Source organism: Sanguibacter sp. TS_SC_8 (assembly GCF_055361235.1).
Map to the genome: position 1 here is coordinate 4,071,504 of NZ_CM143955.1, position 18,851 is coordinate 4,090,354.

17 protein-coding genes and 1 pseudogene are annotated in these 18,851 nt (G+C 69.2%); 7 read left to right on the forward strand and 11 right to left on the reverse strand.

What is annotated here, in order from left to right:
- Positions 1-41 precede the first annotated feature (41 nt).
- From ACWA15_RS18295 to ACWA15_RS18310, 4 genes are all read left to right on the forward strand, one after another.
- Positions 42-656, forward strand: coding sequence for a TetR/AcrR family transcriptional regulator (locus ACWA15_RS18295; RefSeq protein ID WP_464057094.1), 615 nt, complete (start codon positions 42-44; stop codon positions 654-656).
- A 27-nt stretch (positions 657-683) separates the two neighbouring features.
- Positions 684-1,853 carry an SGNH/GDSL hydrolase family protein gene (locus ACWA15_RS18300; RefSeq protein WP_464057096.1) on the forward strand — a complete coding sequence of 390 codons (1,170 nt, stop codon included), beginning with the start codon at positions 684-686 and terminating at the stop codon, positions 1,851-1,853.
- 227 nt (positions 1,854-2,080) lie between these two features.
- Positions 2,081-3,556 (forward strand): glycoside hydrolase family 10 protein, encoded by a 1,476-nt coding sequence (locus ACWA15_RS18305; RefSeq protein WP_464057098.1) that lies wholly within the window; start codon positions 2,081-2,083, stop codon positions 3,554-3,556.
- A 75-nt stretch (positions 3,557-3,631) separates the two neighbouring features.
- Positions 3,632-5,152, forward strand: coding sequence for a non-reducing end alpha-L-arabinofuranosidase family hydrolase (locus ACWA15_RS18310; RefSeq protein ID WP_464057099.1), 1,521 nt, complete (start codon positions 3,632-3,634; stop codon positions 5,150-5,152).
- 97 nt (positions 5,153-5,249) lie between these two features.
- Here the strand turns inward: ACWA15_RS18310 and ACWA15_RS18315 are convergent, their stop codons facing one another.
- A complete protein-coding gene (locus ACWA15_RS18315) occupies positions 5,250-5,645 on the reverse strand; it encodes a type II toxin-antitoxin system VapC family toxin (protein WP_464057100.1) in 396 nt (131 codons plus the stop codon).
- 255 nt (positions 5,646-5,900) lie between these two features.
- Here ACWA15_RS18315 and ACWA15_RS18320 point away from each other — a divergent pair, with 255 nt between their 5' ends.
- Positions 5,901-6,134, forward strand: coding sequence for a DUF2255 family protein (locus ACWA15_RS18320; RefSeq protein WP_464057101.1), 234 nt, complete (start codon positions 5,901-5,903; stop codon positions 6,132-6,134).
- A gap of 186 nt (positions 6,135-6,320) precedes the next feature.
- Here ACWA15_RS18320 and ACWA15_RS18325 read toward each other — a convergent pair whose 3' ends face one another.
- Both ACWA15_RS18325 and ACWA15_RS18330 read right to left on the reverse strand, forming a co-directional pair.
- A complete protein-coding gene (locus ACWA15_RS18325; RefSeq protein ID WP_464057102.1) occupies positions 6,321-7,106 on the reverse strand; it encodes a PaaX family transcriptional regulator in 786 nt (261 codons plus the stop codon).
- Positions 7,103-7,693 carry a GNAT family N-acetyltransferase gene (locus ACWA15_RS18330; RefSeq protein WP_464057104.1) on the reverse strand — a complete coding sequence of 197 codons (591 nt, stop codon included), beginning with the start codon at positions 7,691-7,693 and terminating at the stop codon, positions 7,103-7,105. Before ACWA15_RS18330 ends, ACWA15_RS18325 begins: the two co-directional genes overlap by 4 nt.
- Before the next feature lie 62 nt (positions 7,694-7,755).
- On the opposite strand from ACWA15_RS18330, the gene ACWA15_RS18335 reads away from it, so the two are divergent.
- Complete coding sequence (locus tag ACWA15_RS18335) at positions 7,756-8,745, forward strand: alpha/beta hydrolase family protein (protein ID WP_464057105.1); 990 nt, start codon at positions 7,756-7,758, stop codon at positions 8,743-8,745.
- Between the two features lie 17 nt (positions 8,746-8,762).
- Here the strand turns inward: ACWA15_RS18335 and dnaB are convergent, their stop codons facing one another.
- Positions 8,763-10,142 carry a replicative DNA helicase gene (dnaB, locus tag ACWA15_RS18340; RefSeq protein ID WP_464057106.1) on the reverse strand — a complete coding sequence of 460 codons (1,380 nt, stop codon included), beginning with the start codon at positions 10,140-10,142 and terminating at the stop codon, positions 8,763-8,765.
- A gap of 343 nt (positions 10,143-10,485) precedes the next feature.
- Here dnaB and ACWA15_RS18345 point away from each other — a divergent pair, with 343 nt between their 5' ends.
- Positions 10,486-11,817: an MATE family efflux transporter gene (locus tag ACWA15_RS18345; protein WP_464057107.1), complete on the forward strand. Its 1,332-nt coding sequence runs from the start codon at positions 10,486-10,488 to the stop codon at positions 11,815-11,817.
- A 15-nt stretch (positions 11,818-11,832) separates the two neighbouring features.
- Here ACWA15_RS18345 and ACWA15_RS18350 read toward each other — a convergent pair whose 3' ends face one another.
- From ACWA15_RS18350 to ACWA15_RS18380, 7 genes and pseudogenes are all read right to left on the reverse strand, one after another.
- Entirely contained in the window at positions 11,833-12,948 is a 1,116-nt protein-coding gene (locus tag ACWA15_RS18350; protein ID WP_464057108.1) for a winged helix DNA-binding domain-containing protein, read from the reverse strand.
- A 51-nt stretch (positions 12,949-12,999) separates the two neighbouring features.
- Entirely contained in the window at positions 13,000-14,094 is a 1,095-nt protein-coding gene (locus ACWA15_RS18355; RefSeq protein ID WP_464057110.1) for a serine hydrolase domain-containing protein, read from the reverse strand.
- Between the two features lie 334 nt (positions 14,095-14,428).
- The gene (gene rplI, locus ACWA15_RS18360) at positions 14,429-14,878 is read right to left on the reverse strand and encodes a 50S ribosomal protein L9 (RefSeq protein WP_464057112.1); all 450 of its coding nucleotides are present in this window, start codon (positions 14,876-14,878) and stop codon (positions 14,429-14,431) included.
- 16 nt (positions 14,879-14,894) lie between these two features.
- Positions 14,895-15,131 (reverse strand): 30S ribosomal protein S18, encoded by a 237-nt coding sequence (rpsR, locus tag ACWA15_RS18365; protein WP_464057114.1) that lies wholly within the window; start codon positions 15,129-15,131, stop codon positions 14,895-14,897.
- A 79-nt stretch (positions 15,132-15,210) separates the two neighbouring features.
- A complete protein-coding gene (locus ACWA15_RS18370) occupies positions 15,211-15,705 on the reverse strand; it encodes a single-stranded DNA-binding protein (RefSeq protein ID WP_464057115.1) in 495 nt (164 codons plus the stop codon).
- A gap of 135 nt (positions 15,706-15,840) precedes the next feature.
- Positions 15,841-16,122, reverse strand: a pseudogene (gene rpsF / locus ACWA15_RS18375) (30S ribosomal protein S6); the annotation flags it as partial.
- Positions 16,123-16,293: 171 nt separating this feature from the next.
- Complete coding sequence (locus tag ACWA15_RS18380) at positions 16,294-18,528, reverse strand: transglycosylase domain-containing protein (protein ID WP_464057116.1); 2,235 nt, start codon at positions 18,526-18,528, stop codon at positions 16,294-16,296.
- Positions 18,529-18,851: the final 323 nt, after the last annotated feature.

Consider the following 18,851-nt stretch of genomic DNA (forward strand, 5'->3'; position numbering starts at 1 on the left):
TCTGTAGGTAATCACCTAGGAGTAGTAGGGATGTGTGTCGCGTGGCAGCACGGGCAGGACTCACGATCGAATCGCTCACGACCGCAGCCGCCGACCTGGCCGACGAGGTCGGCTTCGAGCAGGTCACCGTGTCCGAGCTGGCCCGGCGCGTCGGCGTGAAGCCCGCCAGCCTGTACTCCCACCTGCGCGGATCCGACGACCTTCGGGGACGAATCAGCACTCTCGCGCTGTCCGAGCTCGCCGATCACCTGTCGATCGCCCTGGCCGGGCGCTCGGGACGCGCAGCGCTCGATGCCCTCGTCACGGTCATGCGCACCTACGCGAAGGAGCATCCGGGCCGGTGGGAAGCCACCCAGACCCGCATCACCGCCCCCGAGGCCGGGCCCGCCGGCACCAGGGTGGCGGCCCTGATGCTGGGCATCATGATCGGCTACGACCTGCCCCCGCAGGAGCGGACCCACGCGGTCCGTCTCGCCGGCAGCACGGTCAACGGCTTCCTCCGGCTGCAGGCCAACGGCAGCTTCGACCACTCCGACCCGGACCCCGAGACGTCGTGGACCCGGATGACCCAGGCCCTCGACACGGCGCTGCGTCACTGGCCATCCACGCCCGACGACGACCCGGTCCGCGAAGGCACGACCGACGCACACGCCTGACCCCCCAGAACACAGAGAGAACTCACGATGAGTACCCCCCTCACCCGAACCGTCCCGCTCACCGAGGACCTCGTCCGCGGGGCGATCGAGCTCGAGCACACCGCTCGGGGCGTCCAACCGCACCGGCTCCCGGCCTGGGCCCGGCGCCAGTTCTCCGACCCGCAGCTGCTCATGGCCGAGTCCCAGCCGGCAGGCATCCGCCTCGTCTTCCACACGACGGCAACCGTGATCGAGCTCGACACCCGCCCCACCCGCATCTCCTACGTCGGCGCGCCCGCGCGGCCTGAGGGCGTGTACGAGCTGCTCGTCGACGGCGTCCTCACCGGTCAGGGAACGGTGACCGGCGGCAACGTCCTGTCCATCGACATGACGACCGGCGCCCGCGACCTGCACGCCGGCGACGCCGGGACCGTGGCCTTCCGCGGCCTGCCCGCCCGGGACAAGACCGTCGAGCTGTGGCTGCCGCACAACGAGCTCACCGAGCTCGTCGCGTTGCGCGCCGACGCTCCCGTCCGCCCCGTACCCGCGGGCGACCGCCGCGTGTGGCTGCACCACGGCAGCTCGATCAGCCACGGATCCAACGCCCTCACCCCGACCGGCACCTGGCCGGCCATCACCGCGCGCACCGCCGGGGTGGATCTCGTCAACCTCGGCTTCGGTGGCGGCGCGCTCCTCGACCCGCTCACCGCCCGCACGCTCCGGGACACCCCGGCGGACATCATCAGCGTGAAGATGGGCATCAACATCGTCAATCTCGACGCGATGCGGGTGCGAGCCTTCGTCCCGGCGATGCATGGCTTCCTCGACACGATCCGCGACGGCCACCCGGACACTCCCCTGCTCCTCGTCTCCCCGATCCTGTGCCCGATCCACGAGGACACCCCCGGCCCTGGCATGCCCGACCCCGCCTCTCTCGGTACCGGCACCGTCCGCTTCATGGCCACCGGGAACCCGGCCGAGGTCGCCTCCGGCAAGCTCACGCTCGCGGTGATCCGCCAGGAGATGGCCCGCTTGGTCGCGGCCCGCCAGGTGGAGGACCCGCTGCTCCAGTACCTCGACGGCCGCGCGCTCTACGGCATGCCCGACGCCGCGGCGCACCCCCTGCGCGACGCTCTGCATCCCGACGCCGACACCCACCAGATCATCGGCGAGCGCTTCGCCCGCCTCGTCTTCGGGCCCGGAGGCCCGTGGATGTAGCCGTCGACGCGACGTACCGCGTCGCCTGACCTTTCGCGTCGTCTCCGATACGAAACGTTTCATACATGCATGAAACGGTTGTGTTCCACGCCTGGCACTGCGATTGTGAACGCAAACATCTGCGGTCGCGAAGACAGGTTCTCGCCTCATGCACCGGCGCGGCACTGTCGGGAGCGACCGTTCGCGTCATCGATGGCGATGGCGCAGATCCTCAGAAAGAGGTACGCATGAAGACGACATCACGACGGGTCCGCCGCGGTCTGCTCGCTGCCCTGCTGACCATCACCACCGCAGCCACGGGACTGGCGGTGACAGCGCCAGCACAGGGTGCCGCGAGCAGTCTGGGTGCTGCGGCCGCGCAGAGCGGGCGCTACTTCGGCACCGCCGTCGCGGCGGGGAAACTGAGCGACTCCACCTATTCGAACGTCGCGAACCGCGAGTTCACCATGATCACAGCCGAGAACGAGATGAAGATGGACGCGACCGAGCCCAACCAGGGCCAGTTCACGTACACCCGCGGCGACCAGATCGTCACGTGGGCGCGCTCGAACGGCAAGCAGGTCCGTGGGCACGCTCTCGCCTGGCACTCCCAGCAGCCGGCCTGGATGCAGAGCATGTCCGGGTCGACGCTCCGCAACGCGATGATCAACCACGTCACGCAGGTCGCCACCCACTACAAGGGCAAGATCCACACCTGGGACGTGGTCAACGAGGCCTTCGCCGACGGCAACGGCGGCGGACGACGTGACTCCAACCTGCAGCGAACCGGCAACGACTGGATCGAGGCCGCGTTCCGCGCTGCCCGCGCCGCCGACCCCGGGGCCAAGCTCTGCTACAACGACTACAACACCGACGGCATCAACGCGAAGTCCACGGGCATCTACACCATGGTCCGCGACTTCAAGGCCCGCGGCGTCCCGATCGACTGCGTCGGGTTCCAGAGCCACCTGGGCACCACCGTCCCAGCCGACTACCAGGCAAACCTCAAGCGCTTCTCCGACCTCGGGGTCGACGTCCAGATCACCGAGCTCGACATCGAGCAGGGATCCAACCAGGCCAACGCGTACGCCACGGTGACACGCGCGTGCCTCGCCGTGACCCGCTGCACGGGCATCACGGTCTGGGGCGTGCGGGACAACGACTCGTGGCGCACCGGGACCAACCCGCTGCTCTTCGACGCGGCCGGCAACAAGAAGGCCGCCTACACCTCGACGCTCAACGCGCTGAACGCGGTGAGCACCCCGCCCACCACCCCGCCGTCGAACGGCACGATCGATGTCAATGCGTCGTACGTGCTGGTGAACAGGACCAGCGGCAAGGCCCTGGACGTGTACAACCTGTCGACGGCAGACGGGGCGCGGATCACCCAGTGGACCCGCAACGACGGCGCCCAGCAGCAATGGCAGTTCGTCGACTCCGGAAACGGGTACTACCGGATCAAGTCCCGGCTCTCAGGCAAGGTGCTCGACGTCTCCGGCTACTCGACCGCCGACGGCGCATCCGTCGTCCAGTACACCGACCGCAACCAGACGAACCAGCAGTTCACAGTGACGTCCTCCGGCGGATACCTGACGATCATCAACCGGAACTCCGGCAAGGCACTCGAGGTCCAAGGGGCCTCCACCGCCGACGGCGGCAACATCGTCCAGTACACGAGCTGGGGCGGAAGCAACCAGCAGTGGCAGCTCGTCCGCGTCGGCTGACCTGACGCACATCGGCCCCGGCCGCCGTTCGCCGGCCGGGGCCTCGTTCCAATCCATGACTCAAAGGAGAGCACCATGAGACGAGCACTAGTGCACGGGCCGACGAGCCCCGTGCAGGGTATCCGGCGCCGATGGGCGTCCGCGCTGGTCGCGATCGCCACCGCGGTGTCAGCAGGCGTCGTGGCCGTGGCGGCCGCGCCGGCGGCCTCGGCCGCCACCGTCGACGTCACCGCGTCGTACGTGCTGGTGAACAGGACCAGCGGCAAAGCCCTGGACGTGTACAACCTGGCGACCACGGACGGGGCACGGATCACCCAGTGGACCCGCAACGACGGCGCCCAGCAGCAATGGCAGTTCGTCGACTCCGGTGACGGGTACTACCGGATCAAGTCGCGACTCTCGGGGAAGGTGCTCGACGTCTTCAACTACTCGACCGCCGACGGCGCATCCGTCGTCCAGTACACCGACCGCAACCAGACGAACCAGCAGTTCAAGCTCCAGGACGCGGCGGGTGGCTACGTCACGTTCATCAACCGAAACTCGGGCAAGGCACTCGAGGTCCAAGGCGCCTCCACCGCCGACGGCGGCAGCATCGTCCAGTACACGAGCTGGGGCGGGAACAACCAGCAGTGGCAGCTCGTCCGGGTCGGCGCAGGGACAACGCCGGAGACGCCCCCGACGGGCGGCACCTGCACCCTGCCGTCGACCTACCGCTGGACGTCGACAGGTTCGCTGGCGAACCCGAAGGCTGGATGGTCGTCGCTCAAGGACTTCACCGTCGCCCCGTTCAACGGCAAGCAGCTCGTCTACGCCACCACGCACGACAACGCGTCGTCGTGGGGGTCGATGAACTTTGGCCTGTTCACGAACTATTCCGAGATGGCCTCAGCGAGCCAGAACTCGATGCCGTTCACGGCCGTCGCCCCGTCTCTGTTCTACTTCGCCCCGAAGAGCATCTGGGTGATGGCGTACCAGTGGGGCGGGCCATCCTTCTCCTACCGGACCTCGACCGACCCGTCCAACGTCAACGGGTGGTCGGCGCCCCAGACCTTGTTCTCCGGAACGATCTCGAACTCCTCCACCGGTCCGATCGACCAGGCGCTCATCGCTGACAGCACGAACATGTACCTGTTCTTCGCCGGGGACAACGGCAAGATCTACCGCACGAGCATGCCCCTTGGGAACTTCCCGGGGAACTTCGGCGCCACCTCGACGGTCGTCATGAGCGACACGACGAACAACCTGTTCGAGGCGGTCCAGGTCTACAAGCTCCAGGGGCAGAGCCAGTACCTCATGATCGTCGAGGCGGTCGGATCCCAGGGACGATACTTCCGCTCCTTCACGGCCACGAGCCTGGGCGGTTCGTGGACCCCGCAGGCCGCCACCGAGGGCAACCCCTTCGCCGGCAAGGCCAACAGCGGTGCCACCTGGACCAATGACATCAGCCACGGTGAGCTGCTCCGCACCAACGCCGACCAGACGATGACCGTCGACCCGTGCAACCTCCGGCTGCTCTACCAGGGCCGCTCGCCGAGCTCAGGAGGCGACTACGGCCGGCTGCCCTACCGACCGGGCGTGCTCACGCTGGTGCGCTGACCCGCACAGGCGAATCCTCCTCGACCGCGTGCCCCTCGCCCATCCCGGGGCGGGGGGCACGCCTCATGAGTCGTCGTCGGCCGCGACCGGAGCCGGCTCACGTCAGGTGCGCCACTGACACGACCGCGACCACCCGGCGGGCCGTCTCGGCGAGCTCGGCGTCGAGCGTGATGAACGCGTCCCCCTGCAACCGGGTCAGGGCCAGGTACTCCGCCGAGGAGGTGTCCGGCAGGTCGAGCTCCGCGGCCAGGTCCCACGCCACCCGCTGCAGCACCCGGTCGCCGAGCAACCGCATCCGCAGCCCGCGCACGTGGTCCAGCTGCCACTCCGCATCCTTGCGGTCGACCTCCCCGCGGCGCACCGCCGCGTACAGGCGGCTGAGCACCTGCGACCGGATGAGCGTGGGCGAGAGGAGCTGATGGTCAGGAGAGACGACCAGGTCCTCGCGCGCCAGGTACAGGGCGACGTCCGGGCCGATGACGTACCGGGTCATGGGGGTCTCCTTCGGATGGCGGCCAGGTGATGCAGCAGATTCTCCACTCAAGCCCGTCGTCTGGCGCGGTGGAAGGCCGGGGCCGATCGTCGTAGGTTCAGTCGGGGTGGCCGCGGCTGTCGGCCGAGCGCCGGTGACCGACGAGCGAAGGAGCACGGTGATGGCTGGATGGACGAACGACGAGCTGGTCAAGGTCGGGACGGCCGAAGAGCTCGAGGTGTCCACGCGGCGCTCCGACGGGCATGGCACCCGCCGGTGACGATCTGGGTCGTGCGGGCCGGTGAGGACCTCTACATCCGGTCGACCCACGGCCGAGGCAACGGCTGGTTCCGCCATGCCCTGGCCGACCCGAACGGCCGGGTCCGGGCGGGCGGCGTCGAGAAAGACGCGACGCTCGTGGAGCCCGCCGGACGGCGGGTCGACCGGCGGTGCGGTTTCACGGGCCCCCTGCTCCAGCAGCGTGCCGCGCCACCGGTGTCGTCGACGTAGACGGTCTCCGACAAGGTCCCGTCTGAGACGTCAATCGAGTGTTTCCTCACCGACGCGCTGTGAGGGTACGTCGCTCGGAACACCTCCTGGAACACCACATCTGTGTCCCGCTTCACGGTCTGCTCCTTCGTCCCATACCCGCACATGGTCCGTCGACGCGGAACTGCAACACTCCACGTTCCATCGTCACCAGCCGTCATAGAGCGGGTGGTCGTCGGCCTGCTGGCGCAGGGTCTCCCAGCGCTCACCCCAGGCCGTGCGGGTGGAGCTGGGGGGCCATGGCGCGGCGCGGAGCTCTCGAGGGATGAGCGGGTCATGGCGTATCGCGCGGTCGAGCGCGTCGGCGAGCCGGAGCTGGCGTACGGGAACCGGGGCCGTGCTGTCCACGACGTCGTCCCGGAGTGCCCGGTCGACGCGCTCGTGGGCCGCGATGATGGGGGCGGACGGCCACAGCATCTCTGTCAGAGCGTGCGGTTCGTTCGTCCCGCGGACGTCGAGGTCGTCGGTCGTCGCGGTGGCGAGGTGGGTGCGCGCATCCGGCGGGAGCATCTCTCCGAGCTCGTGCGGGCTGACATAGAGCCCGTTGGTGATCGCGACCGCACCTGCGTCGAGGAGGGCGCGGCGGAGTGCGTCGCGCACGGCACGGTCACGTTCTGGGACGCTGAGCGCGACGAGCCGCCACCGCCCGTCCCACGGGGCCTGTCCCGCGTCCTGGGCGAACGCCAGCGCCAGGCCGACGCGGTCTCGGTGAAGACGGGCCTGTCCGGTCTCGGTGAGCGAGAGGGTGCCGGATCGTCCACGTCCCTGCTGGGTGACGTCCCCCGCAGCGATCATGCGGCGGATGGTCAGGCGCAGCGGCTGGTCGTCGACGCCGGCGCGGTTGGCGGTGTTGTAGACGACCGCGAGCGGGACCGCTCCGTGAGCCGGCAGGAACGCTTCGACGATGGTCCGGGGCGCGAGCGGCTCGGTCACTGGTCGACCTCTCGTTCCATCACTGTGTATCGCCCAAAACCGTACACCGCGCTGAGCGGCCCGAGCGATCCTGCGTCGACCGGCTGGAACCCCAGGCGTTGGTAGAGGGCGCGAGCCCGGGGGTTGGTGTCGACCACCGAGAGCCGGACCGCCCGGGCGCCGCGGCGGCGAGCCTGCTCGCTCGCGGCCGCCAGCAGGGCTGACCCGATGCCGTGACCGCGCAGGTCTGCGTCCACGCAGATCCCGTCCAGCACGAGTGCGCCGGGGTGCTCCCCGCGTGCCAGCACCGCCAGCAGGAGGCCAGCCCGGATGGACGCCCGGGTGGACAGCTGCCGACGCAGGGCGGCCCAGGTCAGGTCCACGGCACCCCGGTCGCCCTCGTAGAAGCCACAGACGCCAGCGATCACGTCGCCGAGCCGGGCGACGAGGACCCGGTCGGGGCTCAGGGTCGCCTGCACGAGGGCCAGTCCGGTGGCGTCGTCGGCGAAGGCTGGGCGCAGCTTGCGGCCGAACGCCTCCCAGTAGAGCGCTCCGACACGGGTGCGTTGGTGTTCGGCGAAGCCGAGTGTGGTCTGCAGTGCGTCCATACTGAACTATCGCATAGACTCCGATCGTGAGCAGAAAGATATGTGCGGGTCGAGTTCGGATCGTGGTCATCGTGCTGGTGGCATCCGTCCTGGCGGTGGCGATGACGGCCCTGATCGGCAACGACTTTCGCTACACCCAGCGGTCGGTCACGATCAGCGGTCCCGACGGCCGGCTCGAGGGGGTGCTGACCCTTCCCGCTGACGGCCGAGCGCGTGGGCTGGTGGTCATGGTCCACGGCGACGGGCCCGTCGACGCCACGCAAGGCGGGCTGTATGCGCCATGGTTCGAAGGGGCGGCCGACGCCGGCTACGCCACGCTCTCCTGGAGCAAGCCGGGGGTCGGCGAGTCGGAGGGAGAGTGGCTGGCGCAGTCCATGGACGATCGCGCAGCAGAAGTCGCCGCCGTCCTCGACTGGGCTCACCAGCAGGACGATCTCCCGACCGGGACGGTCGTGCTCTGGGGAGCGAGCCAGGCCGGATGGGTGCTCCCCAAGGTCGTGGCGACCCGCGACGACATCGACGCCGTCGTGGCGGTCGGTCCGGCCGTCAACTGGCTCCGGCAGGGCCGGTTCAACCTCCTCGCCGAGCTCGACCACGACGGGGCCGACTCGCACGAGCGCAGCCTGGCCCTCGCCACCAGCGACCAGACTCGCGAGCTGCTCGAACGGGGGGCAACCTACGACGAGTACCGCGAGGCGACGACCGACTCGGAGCCCATGACGGCTGAGCGCTGGGGCTTCGTCCTGCGGAACTTCCGCTCCGACGCGACAGCTGACCTGCGCACGGCGTCCATCCGGGACATCCCCGTCCACCTCATCGTGGGTACGCGCGACCGAAACGTCGACGTCGCGGAGACCGAGCGGACGTACGCCCTGACCTTCGGCCCCCGGCTCACCGTCGACCACGTCGACGGCGCGCACTCGCTGGCACGCCCGGTGATGGAGGACGTCGACGCCGTCGGCCTCGCGACCGGCATCGTCTGGCCTCGCGGGCTTCTCGCTCCCGGAGCCATCGACAGCTACAGCCGCTTCCTGGCGACGGTCGCACCGTGAGCCGCTAGAAAGAGCCCCTACGCCTGCATGTCCACGAACCGTGAGTAGTGCCCCTGGAACGCCACCGTGATCGTGTCGGTGGGACCGTTACGGTGCTTGGCGACGATGAGGTCGGCTTCCCCCGCGCGCGGGGACTCCTTCTCGTAGGCGTCCTCGCGGTGCAGCAGGATGACGATGTCGGCGTCCTGCTCGATCGAGCCGGACTCACGCAGGTCGCTCATCGCGGGGCGCTTGTCGGTGCGCTGCTCGGCGCCACGGTTGAGCTGGGAGATGGCGATCAGCGGGACCTCGAGCTCTTTGGCGAGCAGCTTGAGTGCACGGGAGAACTCTGAGACCTCCTGCTGCCGCGACTCCACGCGCTTGCCCGAGGTCATGAGCTGGAGGTAGTCGATGACGACGAGCTTGAGGTCGTGCTTCTGCTTGAGCCGGCGGCACTTGGCGCGGATCTCCATGAGCGACATGTTCGGGGAGTCGTCGATGAACAGCGGCGCCTCGGAGATCCGGCCCATGGTCCCGGCGAGCTTCTGCCAGTCCTCCTCGCCCATCGACCCGTTGCGCATCTTCTGCAGGTGGATGCGCGCCTCGGCGGAGAGCAGTCGCATGGTGATCTCGTTGCGGCTCATCTCGAGGGAGAAGACCACAGAGGTCATACCATGCTTAATAGATGCAGAACGGGCAATATCGATTCCGAGCGTTGACTTGCCGATGGCTGGACGTGCGGCTAAAACAATCATCTGTCCGGGATGTAGACCGTTGGTGAGTCTGTCCAGATCCGCGAACCCGGTGGGCACACCGACCATGCCCTCGCCGCGGTGCCCGGCGGCCTCGATCTCGTCGACCGCTCCCCCGATGACGTCGCCGAGGACGTGATAGTCCTCGCTGGTGCGGGTCTCGGTCACCGCGTAGACCTCGGCCTGGGCGTTGTTGACGAGGTCGTCGACGTCGCCGCCGTCGGTCGCGTAGCCGAGCTGGACGATGCGCGTGCCGGCCTGGACGAGGCGGCGCAGCACCGCGCGCTCACGCACGATCCGCGCGTAGTACCCGGCGTTGGCGGCCGTGGGCACCATCGAGATGAGCTCGTGGATGTAGGGGGCGCCGCCGATCCGGCTCATCTCCCCGCGCTTGGTCAGCTCGGCGACGACGGTGATCGCGTCGGCCGGCTCACCGCGGCCGTAGAGGTCGATGATGACGTCGTAGACGGCCTCGTGGGAGGGGCGGTAGAAGTCGGTGCCCTTGATCTGCTCGATGACGTCGGCGATGGCGTCCTTCGAGATGAGCATGCCGCCCAGGACGCTCTGCTCCGCGGCGATGTCCTGCGGGGGTGTCCGGTCGAAGCTCGGGCCCGAGGAACCGGACCCGCTCGACCGGAAGTCTGGCTCGATCTGTGCCATCGACATGTGATCCGTCCCTACGTTGTGCTCGTGGGCTCAGATCTACACCTCGCCACCGACAGACGACCGTTGCCTGGTCCGCCGCCTCCTGCACGCTAGCCTGCTAACCACAGCCGATCAACCTGCGGAAGACTCGCTATCCACAGGCCTGTCCACAGCCCTGGGGACAACCCTGCGACACGCCTCACCCGCGTCATCCACAGTGTGGATAAGCATGTGGATAACTGGGGATAACGGTGGGGCGTCGACGAGTTTTGTCCTCGCAGCCGCCAGATTCCGCCACGCTTCCTGTGGACGGCTAGATTTCTTCCCACCCCATCCACCCCTCGGTACGGAACAGGACCACCCCTTGGACGAGCACTCCACCCGTCGCGGGACCGACCGACAGATCCTCGCCCTCGCCGTCCCGGCGCTCGGCGCGCTGGTCGCCGAGCCCATCTTCGTCCTCGTCGACTCCGCCGTCGTGGGGCACCTGGGGACGGCCCAGCTCGCCGGCTTGTCGGTGGCCTCGACCCTGCTGCTCACCGTCGTCGGGCTGTGCGTCTTCCTCGCCTACGCCACGACCGCCTCGGTCGCCCGGCGCCTGGGCGCTGGGCAGCGCGCCCAGGCGCTGCAGGCCGGCGTCGACGGCATGTGGCTCGCCGCCGGGCTGGGCATCGCCCTCGCCGTGGCGCTGTGGCTCGCGGCCCCGTGGGCGATCGCCGCGATGGGCGCGCACGGGGACGTCGCCGACCACGCCATCAGCTACCTGCGCTGGTCGACGCCGGGCCTGCCCGGCATGCTCGTCGTCCTCGCCTCGACCGGTGTGCTCCGCGGCCTGCAAGACACCCGCACCCCGCTGTGGGTCGCCGCCGGCGGCGCCATCGCCAACACGGTGCTCAACATCGCCCTCGTCTACGGGGCCGGGATGGGCATCGCCGGGTCCGGCCTCGGCACGGCGCTCACCCAGCTGGGGATGGCCGCCGTGCTGGCCGTCGTCGTCGTGCGGGGAGCCCGCGCGGCGGGAGCGCAGCTGCGGCCGGCGGCCGGCGGGATCTGGGCGAACGCGCGCGCCGGCGGTCCGTTGCTGGTCCGCAACCTCTCGCTGCGCCTCGCCATCCTGCTCACGGTCTTCGTGGCGACCGGGCTCGGCGCGGTGAACCTCGCCGGCTACCAGGTCGTCAACAGCGTCTGGGGGCTCGCGGCCTTCGCGCTCGACGCCCTCGCCATCGCCGCGCAGGCGCTCATCGGGCACCGCCTCGGCGCCGGTCTGGTCACCGAGACCCGGGCGATCCTGCGCCGCACCCTGCAGTGGGGGGTCGGCGCCGGAGCGCTCATCGGAGTGATCATCGCCGGCGGCGGCTGGTGGTTCGCGACCCTGTTCACCTCCGACCCCGACGTCCGGGTCGCCATCACCGGCGCCATGGTCGTGGCCGGCATCCTCATGCCGCTCGCCGGCTGGACCTTCGTGCTCGACGGCGTGCTCATCGGCGCCGGGGACGGCCGGTTCCTCGCCTGGGCGGGCATGGCGACGCTCGTCGTCTATGCCCCGGTCGCCCTCGCCGTCCGGGCCTGGGCGCCCGACGGCCCGCTCGGCCTGGTGTGGCTCTGGATCGCCTTCGCCGGCGTCTTCATGCTCGCCCGAGCCCTGACCACAGGCCTGCGCGCCCGCAGCGACAGGTGGATGGTCGCCGGCGCCTGACTCCCCCCACGGGCGTCAGCCGGCCGGTCCTTCCCACCGCAGCTCGACTGGTTTCACGTGAAACTTTGCATAGCGTTCCGCGGCACGTTCCGTCGCTGCGCGCTCGCGCGCGCTCAGCGCGGCGAAGGGACACACCGTGACCGTCACCGACTGGGCGGTGACGGCGTGCCCCCACGACCCGCGCAGCAGTCCGTCGAGGAAGAGGTGGTGCGGGAGCCGCGTCGGGATCGTGGGCGCCCGGTAGCCCGGTGGCGCGAAGTACCCGCGCGTCTCGGTGTAGCCCATGACGTACTCGTCGTAAGCCTGCAGCAGATCCGCCCGCGGCGCGTCGGGCGCGGCGACGGCCCACTCGGAGGACGTCCGGGGCATCCAGTGCCCGGCGTCCTCGATGGTGACCTCGACGAGCTCGTCCGGTGCACGTTCGACGGCCAGGCGCACCCCGCTGCGCGCGTCGGTGAGCGTGAGCCCCGACCACAGGGCCAGGTCACGGATCGTGGCCGGTCCGCGGGCCAGCAGGTAGCGCTGCGCGAGATCGGCGAGGGCCGTCGGCCGGTCGAAGGGGGACGCGGCGGGTGGCACCCGGTCGTCGAACGCGGCATAGGTCCGCTGCTTGCCGCGCGCGGCGCCACTGATGATGACCCGGTCGATCTCGGCTGTCATCACGGCGTAGGTCAGCCCCCGGCCGCTGGAGGGGAGCCCGGCCGCGCCGAGCGCCACGCCCAGCTCGGCGCGGGTGCGGTGCTGCCCTCCCGACACGCACCCGGCGATCACCGCGTCGGCGCGGGCGAGGTCGGCGGGTGTCAGCCCGAGCGGACGTAGCTGTGCGCCGTTGACCTGGTGGACCCGGGGCCCGGTCAGCTCGAGCAGCCAGCGTGCATCCGCAGGTGTCACGTAGTGCCAGGTCGGGCGGAGGACGTGGGTGCGGAGGATGGCGCCGGAGTCGATCGCCGCGGCGAGCGTGACGGCGTCGGGCGCCCCCTCGATGCGCTGGGCGATGGCCCACTGCGACGGCACGTACTCCTGCGCCTGCATCGCCAGGAACCGGCTGACGACGCTGGCTGGATCGAGCGAGGCCGGTGCCCACAGGAGCTGGGCGTGCAGGCGGCGGGTGAGCGCTTCGCGTCGGTCCATCGGGTCAGCGTAGCGACCGAGCACAACGCGCAGGTGGGGTGTCCGACCGGGCTACGCGGCGTCGTCGATCGCCGCGGCCAGCACGGCGTCGACCGCCGCGACCGGGGACCACGCGCCCCCTTCGGCGTTGGACACGACCGCGACCGTCACGTCGAGCGCGGGGTAGTGCCGCAGCATCGCGCTCGACCCGGTGTTGATCCCGTCCTTGGAGAAGGACCGGACTCCCCCGTCCGGGAGCACCTCGAACTCGAGCCCGAAGCCGAAGTGCACGGCGTACCCCTCCGCGTCGTGGTGGAACACCTGGGGGGTGAGGAAAGCCCGGGTCGTCTCCGGGGACAGCAGGCGCCCGGTGCGCAGGGCGACGAAGAACGTCGTGAGGTCCCGTGCGCTGACGTGCGCTCCGCCGTCGGGCGACCCGATCGGCGGGTAGGAGTAGATGTTCTGGCGCCACCCGGTCACGGGTCCGTCCGCGCCGTCGCGGACCGGCTCCCAGCCCTCGGCGACGTCGGGCTCCGCCTCGCGCATGTCGAAGAAGCCCGCGCGGTCCATCCCCGCCCGCCCCATGACGTGCTCGACGACGTAGTCCCGGTAGGTCTGTCCGGTCACCGCCTCGAGGGCGAGGCCGGCCAGGATGTAGCCCACGTTGCAGTAGCGGCAGTCGGTCCCCGGGGTGGTGCGGGCGGGCTTGTGGGCGAACTGCGGGAGGAAGTCCGCCGTCGTGGTCACCGAGTAGTTGGGGCGGTCGGTCCACAGTGCCTCGTAGGACTCCCCCGCCTCCTCGTCGGCATCGTCGGCCAATCCGGACGTGTGGGTGAGCAGGTGCCGCAGGGTGACCTGCTCGGAGATCGAGGTGCTGGCGAGCGGCACCCAGGTGCCGATCGAGGCGTCGAGGTCGAGGGTTCCCGCGTCGACCTGCTGGAGCACCCCGACGGCCGTGAAGAGCTTGGTGATGGAGGCGATGTCGAACCGGGTGGTCACCGCCACCGGAACGCCCCACCGCCGTGACGCGACGCCGTAGGCCCGCTCGAGGAGCACCTCGTCTCCCCGCACCACCCGGACCACGCCGGAGAACTCCTCCGCGCGCGCCACGGCCTCCACCGCCTCCATCAGGGCGGGCGAGAGGTCAGGAGCGGGTGCGTGGGTCATGGTCCGACCCTAGAACAGGCCGCCGTCCTCGAGCGAGAGGTTTTCCGCGCCGAGCACGCCGCCCAGGGGCCTGCCGCTGTCCGGCCCCTCCGCCGACCTCGTGAACGGCTCGCCGAACTCGTGAACCGCCCGTCGAGCTCGTGAGCGGTTCGCCGACCCCGTGAGCCACGCCCCGAAATCCGCTGGCGCCGCCCCTCGCTCACGAACTCGGCGACGGGCCCACGAGTTCGACGGGCGGACGGGGGACTCGGCGAGCGGACGCCCGGACGACACAGGGCCCGGTCCCCTGCGAGGAGGAGGACCGGGCCCTGCGGTCGAGCTGATCAGGATCTGATCAGGCTGCGACGACCTTGACAGCGATCTTCGCCGACACCTCAGGGTGCAGGCGGATCGAGACGGAGAAGTCTCCGGTCGACTTGATCGGCTGGGTGATCTCGATCTTGCGCTTGTCGACCTTGACGCCACCGAGGTCGGCGACCGCAGCAGCGATCTCCGCCGTGGTGACGGCACCGAAGAGGCGTCCGCCGTTGCCGGCCTTCGCCTTCACGGTGACCGACTTCGACTGCAGCGAGTCGCGCGTGGCCTTGGCCTCGTCGAGCGTTGCAATCTCACGTGCCTTGCGAGCCTTGCGGATCGCGGTGACCTGGGACTCGAAGCCCTTGGACCACGGGGTGGCCAGGCTGCGGGGGACCAGGTAGTTACGGGCGTACCCGTCCTTGACGTCGACGACGTCGCCAGGCTCACCGAGTCCGGTGACCTCGTGGGTAAGAATCAGCTTTGCCATGAGTGTCAGCCCCTTCTCAGCGTGCGGATGACGAGTAGGGAAGGAGGGCCATCTCGCGGGCGTTCTTCACGGCCTTCGCGATCTGACGCTGCTCCTGGACGTTGACGCCGGTCACCCGGCGAGCGCGGATCTTCCCGCGGTCGGAGATGAACTTGCGCAGCAGAGCGGTGTCCTTGTAGTCCACCGTCACGATCTTTGCTGACTTCAGCGGATTGGACTTCTTCTTGGGCTTACGCACAACGGGCTTTGCCATTGCGAGACTCCTTCACAGGGTGCTCTCCCGGGCGCACCGCGAACGGCCGACCGAGAAGCGAATATCTACGGGGTGGGGACTAGAACGGCGGTTCGTCCGCGAAGGAACTTCCGCCGCCTGCGGACGCCGGGCCCGCGGTTGCCCACGGGTCGTCGGCCTTGGCCCCAGAGCTTGCGCCGAAACCGCCGCCGCCTCCGGTACCGCCCGAGCGCTGGGCCCGGGTGACCTTGGCGGATGCGTACTTCAGGGAAGGACCGATCTCCTCCACCTGCAGCTCGACAACAGTGCGCTTCTCGCCTTCACGGGTGTCGTACGAACGCTGCACAAGACGGCCTGAGGCGATGACCCGCATTCCCTTGGTGAGGGACTCGGCCACGTTCTCGGCTGCTTCTCGCCAGATCGAGCAGCGCATGAACAGCGTGTCGCCGTCCTTCCACTCGTTGCTCTGGCGATCGAACGTCCGCGGCGTGTTGGCCACGGTGAAGTTCGCGACGGCGGCCCCTGACGGGGTGAAGCGGAGCTCCGGGTCCCCCGTGAGGTTCCCGACCACCGTGATGACAGTGTCACCAGCCATTGCATCTCTCCTTGTTCGAGCGGTTCGTACTAGTTCGTGAGCTGACGTTCAGCGAAAGCGATATCAGACGACTGCGGGCTTGTTGGCCTTGGCCTCGGCGCGATCGATCTTGGCCTGAGCTCGCTTCGTCCTGACGTCTGCGCGCATGACCTTGGTCCGCAGGACGACCTCGTTGAGGCCGAGCTGACGGTCCAGCTCCTTGGCGGTCGCAGGCAGAGCAGTGAAGTTCACCACCGCGTAGATGCCCTCGGTCTTCTTCAGGATCTCGTACGCGAGACGACGGCGGCCCCAGATGTCGATCTTGTCGACGGTGCCACCTTCGGTCGAGATGACTGTGAGGTACTTGTCGAGCGACGGGGCGACGGTGCGCTCCTCAACCTCAGGGTCGAGGATGATCATCAATTCGTACTGACGCATGTATAACCCACCTCCTACGGACTCAGCGGTCACGGTCTTTCCGTGACAGGAGGGTTGTGCGTGTTCAGTCGTGTGCGGTCGTCGGCCGATAGGCGACCGGGTGCGAGCACACAACAGTGTCCAAGAGTACCCGCTTCGGCGGGTCCCTGGATACCTCCGTGGACGAGCAGATCAGTCGTCTGAACCGCCGGGGATCAGGGTGTTGCCCTGCCCGTCGCCCTGCCCCGGGCCCGTGCTCGGCGAGGGCGAAGGAGTCGGCGTCGGTGTCGGCGTCGGCTTGGGCACCGCGGGATCCGGCCCGCCGGACACCACGATCGCCACGGTCGATCCCGCCGCCACCGAGGACCCGTCACCCGGCGACACGCTCAGCACCGTGCCCGGGGCCTTCGCGTCGAAGCGCGAGGACACCGAGGGGTTGAGCCCCACCGCCGCGAGCGCGGCGCGCGCGTCACCCTCGGTGCGCCCCACCAGCCCGGCGGGCACGGCGACGGCCGCGGGCGGCGGCGGCTCGGTCGCCTCCTCCGTGGGCTCCTCGGTCGGCTCCACGGTCGCGGTCGGCTTCGGGGTCGGCTTGGGGGTCGCCTTGGCCCGCTCGGGGAACTCGAGGACCTCACGGCCGTCGAGGACCTTGCCCATGTACTCGGTCCAGACGTCGGCCGGGATCGTCGACCCGGTGATCTCGGGGTCCCTGAACTCGGCGTACTTGCCGAACGGGGTGATCGTCTCCTGCTCATTGTTAGGCCCGGACTGGTAGAGGGCCACCGCGGTGACGAACTTCGGCGTGTACCCCACGAACCACGCGGACTTGTTCGCGTTCGAGGTTCCGGTCTTCCCGGCGACGGGGACGTTGAGCGACTTCACCGTCTTTCCCGAGCCTTCTTCGACGACCTTGGTCAGCGCGTACGTGACCTCGGCGGTGTTCTCCGGCGTGAAGACCTGGTCGTTGATCAGCGCCGGGGTGTAGCGCACCGAGTCGTTCTCGGTGACCTCGGCGACGATGTGCGGGGTGCGGGCGAGACCGTTGGTGGCGAAGGTCGTGTAGGCAGCCGCCATGTCGACGGGGTGCACCGAGGTGGTGCCGAGCACGTTGGAGAGCACCGGGAGAAGGTCCGGGGAGTCCACCGGGATCCCGGCCCGCGTGGCGACGTCGACGGTCTTGTCCGGGCCGATCTCTTCGTTCAGGGCCATGAAGGCGGTGTTGACGGACTGCTCGGTCGCCTTCTCCAGGCTGATCTGTCCGTAGTCCTTCCCGCCGAAGTTGTTGACCTCGGCGTCCCCGAAGGTCTTGGGGCTGTTGCCGTTGTAGGTGTCCTTGAGCGTCTTGCCGGCCTCGAGGGCGGCCATGAGCGTGAAGGGTTTGAAGGTCGAGCCCGCCTGGGCCTCGCCCTGGGTGGCCGAGTTGTACTGGACCGCGAGATAGTCCGCTCCGCCGTAGACAGCCACGTACCCACCGGTGTCGGCGTCGATGGTGACGATCGAGGTGAAGAGGTTGGCCGGGGCGTCGTCGGGCATGGCATCGACCGAGGCGACAGCCATGTCCTGGATGCCCTTGTCGATCGTCGTGACGATCCGCAGCCCACCAGAGTTGAGCTCGGCGGCGGTGATGCCCGCCTTCGCCTCAAGCTCGGTCTTGACCATCTCGACGAGGTAGCCCGTCTGGCCCGCGAGCGTGTTCGTCACGGAGTACTCGATGGTCTCGGGGAAGACCTGGGCGTCGCGCTCGGCCTGATCGATGAATTCGCCGGCGACCATGCCGTCCAGCACGTAGTTCCAGCGCTGCTCGGCCTTCTCGGGGTTGGTCCGCGGGTCCCAGTTGTTCGGCGAGGGGATGATCCCGGCGATGAGGGCCGCCTGGGACACCGTCAGCTCGGCGGCGGAGACGTTGAAGTACTTGTTCGCGGCACTCTCGATCCCGTAGGCACCGCGGCCGAAGTAGATCGTGTTGAGGTAGTTGGTGAGGATCAGGTCCTTGCTCTGCTCGCGGTCGATCTTGACCGCCATGAGGACTTCCTTGAACTTGCCGACATAGTCGGTCGTCGTGCCCTCGGTGTAGAAGCGTTCGGCGTACTGCTGGGTGATCGAGGACCCACCGGTCTTCTTGCCGCCGGTGAAGAGCGCCTTGGCGTTGCCGATCGCTGCTCGGCCCAGGCCCTTGACGTCGATGCCGGAGTTCTCGTAGAAGGTGCGGTCCTCCGCGGCGACGACGGCCTCCTTCACGGCGTCCGGGATCTGGTCGCTGGCGATGAGGGTGCGGTCCTGGGAGGCAAAGCTCGCCAGCTCCGTCACGCCGTCGGAGTAGTAGGCGGTGGAGCTCTGGGGCAGGGTGATGTCTTTCGGGTCGGGCACGTTGATGCTCGCGTAGGCGGCGATCACCACACCGCAGACGAGCGCGATCAACGTCAGCATGGAGCCGACGACAAACCGCCAGGACGGCACCCAGCGACGCACAGGACCTTTTCCGGCCCGCGGGTAGTTGAAGCCTCGACGCCGACCGTTCGCCTTGCCGCGGGGCGCTGCTGCGCCGCTCTTCGCTGCAGGTCGCGTCGATCGAGTGTTCGTGCTCGCCACGGGTGGGACCTTCCGACAGGAGATGAGGACAGCGGCGCCGGCTGGTCGTGCTCAGCCGGTCCGGATGGGCACCCTCCGGCCGCGCCGAAGCGCCGGAGAAGGGTCCCCACCGAGAAACTCTAGGGGTTCAGGCCCTGCAGCCACCGGACATCCGCCGACCC

Bases quoted from the DNA above. Each gene is read 5' to 3' on its own strand.
- ACWA15_RS18315 (WP_464057100.1), bottom strand. From the start codon at position 5,645: ATGACCCGGTACGTCATCGGCCCGGACGTCGCCCTGTACCTGGCGCGC.
- ACWA15_RS18330 (WP_464057104.1), bottom strand. From the start codon at position 7,693: ATGGACGCACTGCAGACCACACTCGGCTTCGCCGAACACCAACGCACC.
- ACWA15_RS18305 (WP_464057098.1), top strand. From the start codon at position 2,081: ATGAAGACGACATCACGACGGGTCCGCCGCGGTCTGCTCGCTGCCCTG.
- rplI (WP_464057112.1), bottom strand. From the start codon at position 14,878: ATGGCAAAGCTGATTCTTACCCACGAGGTCACCGGACTCGGTGAGCCT.
- rpsR (WP_464057114.1), bottom strand. From the start codon at position 15,131: ATGGCAAAGCCCGTTGTGCGTAAGCCCAAGAAGAAGTCCAATCCGCTG.
- ACWA15_RS18355 (WP_464057110.1), bottom strand. From the start codon at position 14,094: ATGACCCACGCACCCGCTCCTGACCTCTCGCCCGCCCTGATGGAGGCG.
- ACWA15_RS18300 (WP_464057096.1), top strand. From the start codon at position 684: ATGAGTACCCCCCTCACCCGAACCGTCCCGCTCACCGAGGACCTCGTC.
- ACWA15_RS18370 (WP_464057115.1), bottom strand. From the start codon at position 15,705: ATGGCTGGTGACACTGTCATCACGGTGGTCGGGAACCTCACGGGGGAC.
- ACWA15_RS18380 (WP_464057116.1), bottom strand. From the start codon at position 18,528: ATGCTGACGTTGATCGCGCTCGTCTGCGGTGTGGTGATCGCCGCCTAC.
- dnaB (WP_464057106.1), bottom strand. From the start codon at position 10,142: ATGTCGATGGCACAGATCGAGCCAGACTTCCGGTCGAGCGGGTCCGGT.
- ACWA15_RS18310 (WP_464057099.1), top strand. From the start codon at position 3,632: ATGAGACGAGCACTAGTGCACGGGCCGACGAGCCCCGTGCAGGGTATC.
- ACWA15_RS18350 (WP_464057108.1), bottom strand. From the start codon at position 12,948: ATGGACCGACGCGAAGCGCTCACCCGCCGCCTGCACGCCCAGCTCCTG.